Raw genomic sequence first — 13134 nt, 5'->3', positions numbered from 1 at the left:
GGCTCAGTCGAGGTCGACGTCGACCCAGTCGCCGTCGGCGCGCGCGGACTCGTAGGCGGCCTCGGTGACTGCCGTGACGGCGAGCGCGTCGCGTGCCGTCGCGGGCGGTTCCGAGCCGTTCTCGATCGCGGTGATGAACGCTTCGGCCTTGGTGGTCTGGTTGTCGTGGTCGATGTACGGGATGGACTCGGTGTTCTCGTCGTCGATCTCGGTGACCTGTCGGGGCTCCCACTGGCGGCCGTCGAGCGAGACCGCGCCGTCGTCGTCCCAGAGGTGGACGTGCTCGCGGACGCAGGGCAGATCGCCCGAAACCGTGACGTTCGCGGTCGCGCCGTTCGCGAACTCGATCAGGACCGTGGCCTCGCTGTCGACGCGCTCCGCGTCGTCGACGAACGTCATCTTCGAGGAGACCCGCACGGGGTCGAGGCCGCTGGTCCAGAGCACCGCGTCGAGGAGGTGGCTGCCCGTGTCGTAGAGCATCCCGCCGCCCGAGAGGTCGGGGTCGGTCCGCCAGGCGTCGACGAACCGCGGCAGCCAGTTCTGGGTGATTTCGGCCGTGATCCATCGGGGTGGCGACTCCGCGAACCGGTCGCGGGCCGCGATGAAGGAGGGGTTGAGGTGGCGCTGATAGCCCACCATCAGGGTCCGATCCGAGTCCTCGAACCGTTCGGTGATCTCCGTCGCGTGCTCTAAGTCCGTCGCGAGCGGTTTGTCACAGAACACGTGGAGCCCGTGGTCGAGCCCCGCGAGCACCTGCTCGTAGTGGAGGGTGTGGGGCGTGCCGATGAGGATCGCGTCGAGCGCGGCGTCGTCGAGCATCTCCCGGTAGTCGTCGTAGAGCGTGTCCTCCGGAACCGAGAACGACTCCGCGGTTCGCTCGCGGCGCTCCTCGTCGATCTCGGTGATGGCGCTCACCGTCGCGTCGCGGTGGCGGTCGAACTGGCCGCCGACGAAGGTTCCGATGTAGCCCGTTCCGATGAGACCGACTCGAAGTCGAGTGTCGTCTGTCACCCGTGAGAACGGGAGCGAACACCGCATAAGCGTGGCGAATCGTGGCGATATCGCCCGCGAAGGTCGATTCCCCGACTCCCTTCAGTAGAGCTGCTGTTCGCGCTCCTCTCGTTCCGCCTCGCGCGCCGCCTCTTCCTTCTCGTTGCGCCGCCCCCGGACGTACTGGCGCGCGAGCGGGACGAACTTGTGCTTGACGTCGAGCACGAACGAGACGAGGCCGTAGGCCCAGAAGACGAACAGCAACGACATCCCGACGACGTAGACCAGCCCGATCTCCGTCACCATCGTCAGTCGTCGCCCTCGGCTTCGGTGCCGGTCGGGCTCTCGGTCCCTGTTGGTTTCACCAGCCCGTGTTCGAGCGCGTCGCCCGTCTCGGCGTCGAACAGGTGGACCTTCTCGCGATCGAGCACCACCCGCATCGTCTGGTCCTCGCTGATGTCGGAGGCGGGGTCGACGCTCATCAGGAGCTGGTTCCCGCCCGCTCCGGGGTCCTCCAGGTCCGTGTCGGCGGCCTCGTCGGCGAGCAGGAGGTAGACGAAGATCTCATCGCCCATCGGCTCCAGCACGTCGGTCGTGACCTCGACCTCGGTGGTGGGGTTCGCGACCGATCCGGCCGTATCGGTTGGGTAGACGTCCTCGGGTCGGATCCCCATCGTGACCGGCTCGTCCTGGCTCACGTTCATCGCTCCGGGGTCGAACTGGACGTCGACGAACTCGGATTCGAAGCCGTTCCCCCCGACCGTCCCGCGCAGGAAGTTCATGCTCGGCGAGCCGATGAAGCCCGCCACGAACTGGTTCGCGGGCTCGTTGTAGCAGGTCAGCGGCGGGGCGATCTGCTGGAGCTTGCCGTCGTTGATCACCGCGATCCGATCCGACATCGTCATCGCCTCGGCCTGGTCGTGGGTCACGTAGATGATGGTGGTCCCGAGCTCGCGGTGGATCCGCTGGAGCTCGGTCCGCATGTGAACTCTGAGTTTGGCGTCGAGGTTGGCGAGCGGTTCGTCCATCAGGAAGACGTCGGGTTCGCGCACCAGCGCGCGGGCGATCGCGACCCGCTGGCGCTGGCCGCCCGACATCTCGCTCGGCATCCGGTCGAGCATCCCCTCCATCTGGACGGTCTCGGCCGCGCGGTCGACCCGGCGGTCGGTCTCGTCCTTGTCGAAGTTCCGGAGCCGGAGCCCGAAGGAGATGTTGTCGTAGACGTCCATGTGGGGGAAGAGTGCGATGTTCTGGAAGACCATCGCGATGCCGCGGTCCTTCGGCGGGAGGTTCGTGACCTCCCGGTCGCCGATGTAGATCTCGCCCTCGGTGGGGATCGTGAGCCCGGCGACGGTCTCCATCGTGGTGGACTTCCCACAGCCCGACGGGCCGACGAGCGTGACGAACTCGCCGTCGGGGATCTCGAGGTTCATGTCGTCGACGGCAACGATGTCGTCGTAGCGTTTCGTGACGTTGTTGAGGGTGACTTGTGCCATGGTGTTACTCCTTGAGCGCGCCGCTGGTGAGACCGCTGACGATTCGTTCCTGGGCGACGACCACGAGGATCGCCACCGGGAGGACGCCGACGATGCTCGCCGCCGCCATCAGGTTGTACGATGCGGTGTACTGGGTCTGATAGCCCAGGATGCCCCAGACGAGCGGGGCCCAGTTCTGGGCTTGCCCGTCGGTCATCAGGAAGGAGAAGAAGAACTCGTTGTAGACGCTGATGAAGGTGAGCACGCCCGCGGTGGCCACGCCCGGTGCCGAAAGCGGGATGATCACCCGGAAGAGCGCGCCGAGTCGGGTGGTGCCCTCGACCCGCGCGGCGTCCTCCAGCCCGTCGGGGATCTGGCCGTAGAACGTGGTGAGGATGAAGATCGACAGCGGGAGGAACAGCGCGCTGAACGGCAGCACCATCGCGCCCGGCGTGTTGAACAGCATCGGACTGCTGAGGCCAAATATCTCGACGTTCCCGGTGAACAGCCGGAACAGCGGGAGCAAGAACGCCGCCGGCGGGAAGTACGAGATCGCGAGCACGAGGATCATCAACAGCCCCCGACCGGGGAAGGAGAGCCGGCCGAAGACGTAGCCCGCGAGGCTCGCCAGCGCGAGGACGATGACCGTCGTCCCGAGCGCGAGCACGAAGCTGTTGAAGAGGTAGATGTGGAACGGGAGACGCTCGAAGATGGTGACGAACGCCCCGGGGTTGAATCCCTTCGGGAGCAGCCCCATGTTCACGATGGCGCTCTCGGGCGTGAGCGCGAGCACGATCAGCCAGTAGAACGGGAACAGCGTCGTGACGAGGAAGAAGATCGTCACGACGTAGAACATCGCGCGGTAGGTCCGGTCGGGGTTGCTGATCGACCCCTGGACCCACCGGGTGAGCGGTCCGGCGTCGTCGTCGGTCTGGGCGTCCCCGGACTGTGCGCTCGCCATCTCAGATCCCCTCCTGGGAGTCGCGCCAGTACTTGACGATGTAGAACGAGACCACGATGCCGATGATCGCCGCCGTCACGAACGCCACCGCCGAAGCGGTCCCGTACCGCCGCGTGCTGAACGTCGAGACCACGAGGCACGACAGCGAGGGCACCGTGGTACAGCTCGACGTGGTCTCGATCAGGCCGTAGATCCGCATCGCGTCGATCGTCCGGAAGAGCACCGCGACGATCACCGTCGGCAGCACCAGCGGGAAGGTGATCATCTTGAACTGCTGCCACCGCGAGGCCCCGGCGACCTTCGCGACGTCGTAGAGGCTGCGGTCGACGCTCTGGAGCCCCGCGAGGATCAACAGCGCCATGAACGCGCTGGTCTTCCAGACGTCGGCGAGGATCAGGATGGGAAGCGCCTCGGCGCTGTCGACCAGCGGGGTGCCGGACATCCCGAGCGCCTGGACGATGTCGACGCCGAAGCCGATACCGGGTTGGAAGAGCAGGAAGAAGATCATCCCCTGGATCACGATGGGGACCGCCCACGGGATGATGATCGCGACCCGGACCCAGCGCCGGCCGCGGAAGTCCTGGTCGAGCACCAGCGCCTGTCCGAAGCCGATGATCGTCTCGAAGAAGACGCTGGCGATGGTGAAAATCAGGGTGACCACGAGCGCGCTCTGGAACGGCTGTGTGGGGTCGAGGAAGGGCTGGGGCAGCGCGACGGTGTCGAGCTTCCCGGTGAGGAGGTTGACGTAGTTCTCGAAACCGACGAACTCGCCGATCTGGGCCGCACCGCTGATGCTGTCGGCGTGCAGCGACATGTTGAACGTGCTCACCAGCGGCCAGAAGGCGATCACCGCGAGCACGAGAAACGCGGGGACCAGGAGGAGATAGGCGAACGCCGCCTCGCTCAGGCCCTCCACCCAGCGAACCAGGCGGGTGTACGCGCCGCCGCTCTGTGCACCTCGTTCGGTTGATTGTTCCGTTGCCATGGGTTATCCGTTGTAGTTTTCGATCGCGGTGAGCTGGCTCTGGAGCGTGTCCATCGCCTGCTGTGGCGGGGTCGAGCCGTCCATCCCCGCGTGGACCTGCTGGGCGATCTTGCCCGATTGCTGGGGCCAGACCACGCTCACCGGTCGCGGGATCGCGTTCCGGCCCGCGACCTGGAGCGTCTCGATGTAGTTCCCGACGACCGGGATCTGTCGCGCCCGCCGCGTGTTGAGGAGCTCCTGATTCGGCGGGAGGAGCCCGAGGAGCTCGAACAGTTCGAGCTGGAAGGAGGGCTGGGTCAGCGCTTCGATCACCTCCATCGCCTGTTCCCGCTGGGGGGTGTTCGGGTTCACGCCGATGTGCCAGCCACCGAGCGCCGCCGTCGGTCCGCCGATGTCCTTGAAGTTCGATTGTTGCTCGGTGACGGCGTAGGGGATCGGCATCACGCCGAGCCTGTCCCCGAGCGCGTCCTCGGCCCCGGCCGCCGCGATGGCGTAGGGCCAGTTGCGGAGCGCGACCATGTTCCCGGCGGTGAAGGGCGAGAGCGAGGAGTCCTCGATCCAGCTCAACACCGCGTTCGGCGAGATCTGTTCGTAGCCGTTCAGGGTGTCGGGCGCGTTCGAGCCGAAGACGAACGTCTTCAGCATCTTGATCGCGTTGATAACGGGCTCCTGGTTCACCGTCACGGGCCGCTCGCCGACGGGGCCCAACAGGGTGTCCCGACCGCCGAAGTACGCCCCGCCCCAGCTCGTCATGAACTCGTTGAAATCACAGCACGAGAGCCCCTCGTAGAGGTTGCCCTGGAAACCGAAGCCGTAGTTGACCCCCGACTGTCGTTTGGTGTCCGCGACGACCTTCGAGAACTTCTTCCAGCGCATCGACTCGGTCGCCCAGTTCTCCTGTTCGGGGTTGTAGCCCGCCTGCTGCACCAGGTCCTTTCGGTAGAGCATGGTGGCGAAGTCGGGGTACATCGGTACCGCGTAGAGGTCGTTGTTGTCGCCCCGCGCGGTGTTGACGCTGGCCGAGAAGTACTTGTTCTCGATCCGATTCAGGAGGTTCTCGGGGAGTTCGTCGCTGAGGTTGAGGAGCTGGTCGCGGTTGATGAAGTTGAGCGCCCAGCCGCTGTCCATATCGAGGAGGGCGGGCTCTTCGAGGTCGGCGGAGAGCCACCGGGTGTACTGGGACTGGCGCTGGTCGGTGTTCGCCGGTCCCGCCACGATCTCGAGGTCGACGTCGTTCGACATCCCCGCGTTGCGGAGCGCCTGCTTGACCGCGTCGCTCTCGCCGGCCATATCGTTGCTGCTTATCCAGCGGATGGAGTTCGAACTCGTCTCCGTTCCGCCGACGGTACAACCCGCGAGACTGACCGCGGCTCCCGCCACACCGGCCGTCTTCACGAACGCCCGACGGGAGACGTCCCGGTCGGACGGGATCCGTTGTGGATCGCCTTCATCTCTCATCATTGTTAGGACTGCATACGCCTACTTATACCTAGTGGCAGCAAGCCCAGGGGAAGGTGGGGGCATTTCGAGGGACGGGGGCCCGACGACTACGCATCGACGTCGACCCACTCGCCGGCCGTGTCGCTCCGCTCGATCGCGTCGAGCACGCGCTGGACGCCGAAGGCGGACTCGAAGGAGGGTTCGAACGACCCGCCGTCGCGCACCGCCGAGAGGAACTCGTAGTCCTCGTGGACGAACGTGTGCTCCCAGCCGAGGACGTGGCCCGGCGGCCACCAGTGTTCGACGTAGGGGTCGCTCTCGTCGGTCACGAGCACCGTCTCGTACCCCCGCCCGTCGCCCCGAAGCACCTCGAGTTCGTTGAGGCGTTCGAGCGAGAACGCGAGGCTCCCCTCCGACCCGTGGACCGCGATCGAGTGGTCGTTCTTGTGGCCCATCGCGACCCGCGAGGCCTCGAAGGTACCCGTCGCGCCGTTCTCGAACGCGGCTTGTGCGGTGTAGGCGTCGTCGACAGTGACGGGCTTGGTCTCGCCCTCACCCGTCGGGCGCTCCTCGACGAACGTTTCGAGGTGCCCACTCACCCGCTCGATGTCGCCTGCCTGATCGCTCACGAGGAATCGCGCGAGGTCAACCGTGTGCGCCCCGAGGTCGCCGAGCGCGCCCGCGCCCGCGAGGTCCGCGTCCATCCGCCACGTCCAGGGGTCCTCGGGGTCCGCCCCCCAGTCCTGGAGGTAGCTCCCGCGGACCTGTCGTATCTCGCCGATCTCGCCCGCGTCGATCAGGTTCTTCGCGTACTGGATCGCCGGCACGAACCGGTAGTTGAACGCACAGCCCGCGACCGCGTCGCTCGCCGCCGCCGCCTCGGCCATCCGTCCCGCGTCCTCGACCGTCGGTGCGAGCGGTTTCTCGCAGAAGGTTGGGACGTCGGCTTCGAGCGCCGCGATCGACGGTTCGGGGTGGACGTGGTTCGGGCCGAGGTTGTAGAAGACGTCGACGTCGTCGATGGCGGTCTCCCAGTCCGTCGCGGTGTGTGCGAAGCCGAACCGGTCGGCGGCGTCGGCGAGCGCCTCCTCGTCGCGGCCGACGAGGGTGTGGCGCTCGACGTCGGGCGCGTCGGGGAAGAACAGCGGGAGCCGCGCGAACGCGTTCGAGTGAGCCTTGCCCATGAACCGGTAGCCGAGGACGCCGATCTTGAGTCCCATATCGGGGCTACAGCCGAGGCCGTCTTAGGTTTCGGGGTCCCGCCACCGGCTCGTGTTTTCACCAACTACCCGTCGAGACCGACCCGACCCCCGGTCGCCGCCGACTCGTAGACGGCGTCGGCGACCGCGATGTCGACCAGTCCGTGCACGCCGTCGGGTTCGATCGGTTCGCCGTGCAGCACCCGCGTCCCGAAGTACTCGAACTGCTCTTCGATCTCGTCGACGTACGGCCCCGTGAACGCGGCGTGCATCTCGCCGCGCTCGACGACGACCTCGCGGTCGACCAGCCCGCCGAACGCCGAATCGACGGTCACCCGCCCCTCGGTTCCGACGACCTTCAGCTGGCTGTCCCGGTGGGCGTTGAAGCTCGCCGAGAACGAACCCACCGCGTCGTCCGGGAAGGAGACCTGGAACGCGACGTGTTCGTCGACGCCGTCGAACGCCTCGTCCGGGGCGGCCGTCGTCGCCTGGACCGCGACCGGGTCGGCGTCGAGCAGGAATCGGGCGGTGTTCAGGGGATAGATCCCGAGGTCCATCAGCGCGCCGCCGCCGGCGACCTCGGGGTCGATCCGCCAGACGTCGGCCGCCGAGACCTCCGTTCGGCCGAGGAGGTCGAGCGAGAACGCGCCGTGGACCTGGACCGGGTCGCCGATGAACCCGTCCCCGATCAGCTCCCGGAGCCGTCGGTAGGCCGGTTCGGCGTGGAGCCGGTAGGCGACCATCAACGCCACGCCGGCGTCGTCACAGACCTCGACCATCCGCTCGGCGCGTTCCGTGTTCACGTCCATGGGTTTCTCGCACAGAACGTGCTTGCCGTGCTCGGCGGCCGTCTCGGCGGCCGCGAGGTGGTGTGCCGGCGGCGTCGAGACGTAGACCGCGTCGTAGGCGTCGGCGGCCTCGCCGGCGTGGAACGCCTCGTAATCGAGCGTGCGGTCGACGTCGAACCGCGAGGCGACGGTCTCGACCTTTTCGGGCGACCCGCTCACGGCGACCGTCGTCTCACACCGGGCCGTCCGTTCGATCGCCGGCAGCGCGCGGTCGCGGGCGTAGCCGCCGAGGCCGACGATGGCGAGCCGGAGCGGTCCGTCCGCCGGTTCGACCTCGGGTTCCCAGTCGCGGTCGTTGAATCCCTCGAAGTACCGCTGAAGCTCCATACGGCATCCACGAGAGTCCCCATAATATACCACCGGAAGCCGGCCGAGCGGGTCCCGACGTGGGACCGGGAACCCATCGACAGCGAGTCGGGAAAGCGCACGTATTTCACCCGGACGACGGTACCACCGCCATGTCCGACCGACCACGCCAGGTCATCGTCGATACCGACACCGCCGGCGACGACAGCCAGGCCCTCCTGCTCGCCGCCGCCACCGACCGGGTCACGATCGAGGGGGTCACGATCGGCGCGGGCAACGTCGCGTTCGACCGGCAGGTCGAGAACGCGAAGTACACCCTCGACCTCGCGGGGGTGGACGACGTGACCGTCTTCGAGGGGGCGAGGGGGCCGTTGCTCGTCCCCTTCGAGCACGCCGACCACATCCACGGCGAGGGTGGGCTGGGCGGCGAACGGTTCCCCGAGACCGACATCCCCTCGGGCGACGCCTACGGCCCCGACTTCATCGTCGAGCGGGCGCGCGAGAACCCCGGCGAGCTCACCCTGGTCTGCCTCGCGCCGCTGACGAACGTCGCGCTCGCGCTCCGGCGGGAGCCCGACCTCGGGGAGCTCCTCGATTCGGTCTGGGTGATGGGCGGGAACGCGAACTGTCCCGGCAACGTCACCCCGGCCGCCGAGTACAACTTCTGGGTCGACCCCCACGCCGCCCGGAAGGTGGTCCGCGAACTCGACGTCACGCTGTTCGACTGGGGCGTCTCGGTCCGCGACGCCACCTTCGACGGCGACACCCTCGACGAGTTCGCGGGGATCGGGACCGAGTTCGGGGAGCTGTTCGGCGAGATAGCGAACGCGGGCCGGGCGTTCAACCGCGAGACCCACGGCGAGGACGTGGCGACCCAGCCCGACCCCGCCACGATGGCGGCCGTCGTCGCGCCGTCGCTGGTGGAGGAAGCCGGAACGTACCACGTCGCCGTCGACGACCGCGAAGGACTCACGCGGGGCTACTCGGCCGTCGACGAGAACGGGCTGACGGAGGAGGAACCCCGAACGAGGGTGATCGAATCGTTCGACGGCGAGCGCTTCGAGGCGATGTTCCGCGCGATGCTGCGCGGCGACGCGCCGGAATCCGCGCTCGAATGACCGGACGGCGGCGGGAATATTAGGATATCCCAAGGAACGATGTATTGAACGTGTGGTGAGAATACACGACGTAATATTTCGTATTTTCACCGGCATTCTTATATCTATCTCGCCGGTATCGCGCTCAAAATGGTTGGATGGCACACCGTGTTTGGACGGTTCCGATCGTTCCGTGGATCTCACGATGGGCCAAACCCGAAGGAGTCGACGCGGGGGAACGGGACCGTAGCGTGAGCCGACCCGTCTCGACGACCTGTATGCGGTGTGCGGTCGGCTGTGGGTTCGTCGAGCGTGGCGTCACGTCCGGTCGGGGTCTCGACACCGTCCGCGGCGACGCCGGCCATCCGGTCAACGAGGGTGCCGTCTGCCATCGCGGTACCGGCGAGACGCAGGCCCCGTGTGGCGATCGGTTGACCCGTCCCCTCGTCAGGAACGGCGACGAACTGGTTCCGACGTCGTGGGACGTGGCGATGGGTCGGGTCGTCGACGAGTTCGAGAGGATTTTGGAGGTCGACCCGAACCGACTCGCCGTCCTCGGAAGCGGCCAGCAGACGAACGAGGCGGCGTACGCGCTTGGAAAGCTCGCCCGCGGCGGGTTCGGGACCGAGAACTACGACGCGAACACGACCCTGTGCATGGCGAGCGCCGTCGTCGCTTATCGCAACGCGTTCGGGAGCGACGCGCCACCCTGCACCTACGACGACATCCCCGAGGCGGAGACCCACCTCGTGTGGGGGGCGAATCCCGCCGTCGCTCATCCGGTACTGTTCGATTGGGTTCACGACAGCGCGAATCGACCCGGCAGCGAGCTGGTCGTGGTGGATCCGGTCGAGACGGAGACGGCCGAGCGGGCGGAGGCTCACATCAGTCCCGCCCCAGGCGGCGACCTCGCGCTCGCGCGTGCCGTCCTCGCCCAGGTCGTCGACACCGACCGGATCGACGCGCCGTTCATCGAACGGGCGACCACGCGGTTCGGGAAGCTCGTTCGCGATCTTCCCGATCCGGCGACCGCCGCCGCGGCAGCCGGCGTCACCCTCGATGCGGTCGAGACCCTCGCCGCCGCCCTCACGCAGCGAACCCTGCTCTACTGGGGGATGGGCGTCAACCAGAGCGTCCAGGGAACCGAGACGGCGGGAGCGCTGATCGACCTCTGTCTCGCGACGGGGAATCTCAGACCGGGAAGCGGCCCGTTCTCGCTCGCCGGGCAGGCCAACTCCCTCGGCGCGCGGTCGTTCTCCTCGAAGGGGACCTGGCCGGGCCACCGTGACTTCACGGACCCCGACGAGCGCGCCACCGTCGCCGACCACTGGGGGATCCCCGTCGAGCGCCTGCCGGACACGTCCGGGCCTGGCCCCGTCGGGGTCGTCGAGGGAGCCGGCACGGACGTCGACGCCCTCTGGACGGTCGCGTCGAACCCCGTCACGGCGCTGCCCGACAAACGCGCCGTTCGCGAGCGGTTCGAGGACGTGTTCTTGGTGGTTCAAGACGCCTTTCGGAACGAGACGGTCGAGTTCGCAGACGTGGTGTTGCCGGCGGCGACCTGGGGTGAGGTCGAGGGGACCACGACGAACATGGACCGTCGGATCTCGCGGGTTCGCGCCGCGACCGACGCCCCGGGCGGGGTCCCGACCGACCTCGCGCTGATAACGACGGTGGGCGAGCGGCTCTCGCCGGGGCTGTTCGAGGCCACCACGCCACCGGCGGTGTTCGACGAGTGCGTCGACCTCACGGCGGGAACGGCAGCCGACTGCTCGGGGATCAGCTACGACCGTCTGGAGCGCGAACACGCGGTGCGCTGGCCTGCGCCCGACACCGACTCGGCGGGCGGCTACCGGTACTGCTGCGAAACGGCGGACGGAATCGAGTGGCGGTTCCCGATGCCGACCGGCCGGGCGCGGTTCTCGTGGGGTGTCGCCGGCGACCTCGCCGAGCCGCTCACCGAGACGTACCCGCTCACGCTGACGACCGGACGACGGCCGGATCGCTACAACACGGGCGTCCGCTCGCAGGGATCCGATTCGTCGAGGCCGGTCGCCCGCGTCAACCCCGAGACGGTGGCGGCGTTCGGCGACGGTATCGGCTCGGACCCGAGTCCGGATACGCGGGTCGAATCGCGCCGCGGGTCGGTGCCCGTGACCCTCGATCCGGACCCCGCCGTCCCCGAGGGACTGGTCTGGTTGCCGGTCCATCACCCCGTAACGAACGAGTTGACGATCCCGGCACTCGACCCCGAATCGAAGGAACCGAACTACAAACAGTGCGCGGTGCGACTCGTCGTCGCCGAACAGTGGGCGTCGAAACCCGCCTGAGTCGGCCAGTATTGGGTGGGTCAGGTGGGTTGAGTAGGTGGATTAGGTGGGTTTGGGTAGGGCGGATGGTCTGGTGGGTGAGAACTATCTCTCGTTCAGATGTGGACGAGTTCGATTTCGCCATCGAATCGTCCGGGCGTCCGAAAACGAGGATCGTCGAGTTTCGAACGTGAGCCGTGGCGCTCGGTCAGTCGTCGGTAGCTGGCTGGCCGTCGCCGCTCCGGTCGAAGAACCCATCGACGTTCGCGCGGCGAGCGAGGTGGGGCCGGTAGACCCACGCGTTGATCGCCACGATCGGCACCATCACGACGAGGGCGACGAGCGCGTAGCCGAGGTGGAGGTTCGGCATGAGCGTCGAGGAGTAGACCAGCGGGAAGGCGATCCCGCCGACGGTACCGATCCCGCCGACGACGCCCGAGACCGTCCCCGAACTGTTCGGGAACATCGCCGGGACCTGCGCGAAGATCGCACCCTCGGCGAACGCACACGCCGCCCCGACGAGGAAGCCCGCACCGACCGCGAGCAACAGCACGCCCGAGAGCCCCGCCAGCGTCATCCCTATCATCGTGACGACGATGAGCGCGAGCGAGACGAACGTCCACTGTTCGCGGTAGCGACCCTCGAAGAAAGGGAGAATGTCCCGCTCTCGCCGGGCGAGCACGTCGCTGATGTAGCCGCCGAACGGCCGGAGCAGGCCCGCCGCGAGCGAGAACGTCGCCGCGAACGTGCTCGCGAGCACGAGGTTGCTCGTCCCGAAGCCCTCGCGGTAGTAGGTCGCGAGCCACCCGTTCATCGAGAGTTCGAGCCCAAAACTCATGACGTAGCCGAGCGCGAGCACCACGGTACCGTACCGCGTGGCGGTGTAGATCCACTGCTTGAGGCTGGCGTTGTCGGCGGTAGCCTGCCGGCGCTCCTCGCTCGACGCCGCCTCGCCGATCGCGTAGTAGACGACCGCGAGCAGGATCGAGACCACACCGGTGTAGAAGAAGGCCGCCCGCCAGTTGGTCTCGAACAACGGGCCGCTCCAGTTCGCGCCGAAGATCCGCGGAAGCAACAGCGCACCCGCCGCCGCCCCGGCGTTACCGATCCCCGCGTAGACGCCCTCGGCGGTGCCGAGACGTTCCTCCTCGAACCACTCCGAGACGTGTTGGATGCCGATCACGAACGTGATCCCCGCGGTGGCGACGATCAGGCGCACGACGAAGAAGAGCGCGTAGCTCTGGGCGAACGCACTGACGATAGAGAAGACGCCGACGTAGCCGAGCACGATCGCGAACACGACGGGTGCGCCGTACTTATCGGAGAGCCACCCGGTCAGGATCCGGCCGAACGGCGCGAGCCAGATGTTCGCGCTCGCGAGGATCCCGATCTCGGCGAGCGAGAGCCCGAACTCCGCGGCCATCGGGCCGGTAAAGGGCGCGAACGAGAACCAGATCAGAAAGGAGAAGTTGAAGCTCACGGTCGCGAGCAGCAACGTCCGCCACTTCGTCATCCTGACGAGGC

11 protein-coding genes are annotated in these 13134 nt (G+C 67.5%); 2 read left to right on the top strand and 9 right to left on the bottom strand.

The window, feature by feature from the left end; genetic code table 11:
• Positions 1-3: 3 nt before the first annotated feature.
• The 8 genes from C447_RS10380 to gfo6 all read right to left on the bottom strand — a co-directional run bounded on the left by C447_RS10380 (position 4) and on the right by gfo6 (position 8225).
• Positions 4-1011 carry a Gfo/Idh/MocA family protein gene (locus C447_RS10380; RefSeq protein ID WP_029601749.1) on the bottom strand — a complete coding sequence of 336 codons (1008 nt, stop codon included), beginning with the start codon at positions 1009-1011 and terminating at the stop codon, positions 4-6.
• A gap of 81 nt (positions 1012-1092) precedes the next feature.
• Positions 1093-1296, bottom strand: coding sequence for a hypothetical protein (locus C447_RS10375; RefSeq protein WP_007693638.1), 204 nt, complete (start codon positions 1294-1296; stop codon positions 1093-1095).
• A 2-nt stretch (positions 1297-1298) separates the two neighbouring features.
• A complete protein-coding gene (locus C447_RS10370; RefSeq protein ID WP_007693636.1) occupies positions 1299-2486 on the bottom strand; it encodes an ABC transporter ATP-binding protein in 1188 nt (395 codons plus the stop codon).
• Positions 2487-2490: 4 nt separating this feature from the next.
• Complete coding sequence (locus C447_RS10365; protein WP_007693634.1) at positions 2491-3426, bottom strand: carbohydrate ABC transporter permease; 936 nt, start codon at positions 3424-3426, stop codon at positions 2491-2493.
• A gap of 1 nt (position 3427) precedes the next feature.
• Positions 3428-4411, bottom strand: a complete 984-nt coding sequence (locus tag C447_RS10360; protein ID WP_007693632.1) for a carbohydrate ABC transporter permease — start codon at positions 4409-4411, stop codon at positions 3428-3430.
• A gap of 3 nt (positions 4412-4414) precedes the next feature.
• Positions 4415-5872: a substrate-binding domain-containing protein gene (locus C447_RS10355; RefSeq protein WP_010612079.1), complete on the bottom strand. Its 1458-nt coding sequence runs from the start codon at positions 5870-5872 to the stop codon at positions 4415-4417.
• 86 nt (positions 5873-5958) lie between these two features.
• Complete coding sequence (locus tag C447_RS10350) at positions 5959-7071, bottom strand: Gfo/Idh/MocA family protein (RefSeq protein ID WP_007693628.1); 1113 nt, start codon at positions 7069-7071, stop codon at positions 5959-5961.
• A 65-nt stretch (positions 7072-7136) separates the two neighbouring features.
• On the bottom strand, positions 7137-8225 hold the full coding sequence (gene gfo6, locus C447_RS10345; protein WP_007693626.1) for a D-xylose 1-dehydrogenase Gfo6: 1089 nt from the start codon (positions 8223-8225) through the stop codon (positions 7137-7139).
• 131 nt (positions 8226-8356) lie between these two features.
• Between gfo6 and C447_RS10340 the strand changes: the two genes are divergently transcribed.
• Both C447_RS10340 and nasA read left to right on the top strand, forming a co-directional pair.
• On the top strand, positions 8357-9322 hold the full coding sequence (locus C447_RS10340) for a nucleoside hydrolase (RefSeq protein WP_007693624.1): 966 nt from the start codon (positions 8357-8359) through the stop codon (positions 9320-9322).
• 230 nt (positions 9323-9552) lie between these two features.
• On the top strand, positions 9553-11631 hold the full coding sequence (gene nasA, locus C447_RS10335) for an assimilatory nitrate reductase NasA (protein ID WP_007693622.1): 2079 nt from the start codon (positions 9553-9555) through the stop codon (positions 11629-11631).
• A gap of 187 nt (positions 11632-11818) precedes the next feature.
• Here the strand turns inward: nasA and C447_RS10330 are convergent, their stop codons facing one another.
• Positions 11819-13123, bottom strand: a complete 1305-nt coding sequence (locus tag C447_RS10330) for an MFS transporter (protein WP_029601752.1) — start codon at positions 13121-13123, stop codon at positions 11819-11821.
• Between the last annotated feature and the right edge of the window lie 11 nt (positions 13124-13134).

The organism is Halococcus hamelinensis 100A6 (genome assembly GCF_000336675.1).
GTDB classification, from domain to species: domain Archaea; phylum Halobacteriota; class Halobacteria; order Halobacteriales; family Halococcaceae; genus Halococcus; species Halococcus hamelinensis.
The sequence above is the reverse complement of the archived record's forward strand: the minus strand, read 5'-3'. Positions and strand labels throughout refer to the sequence as shown.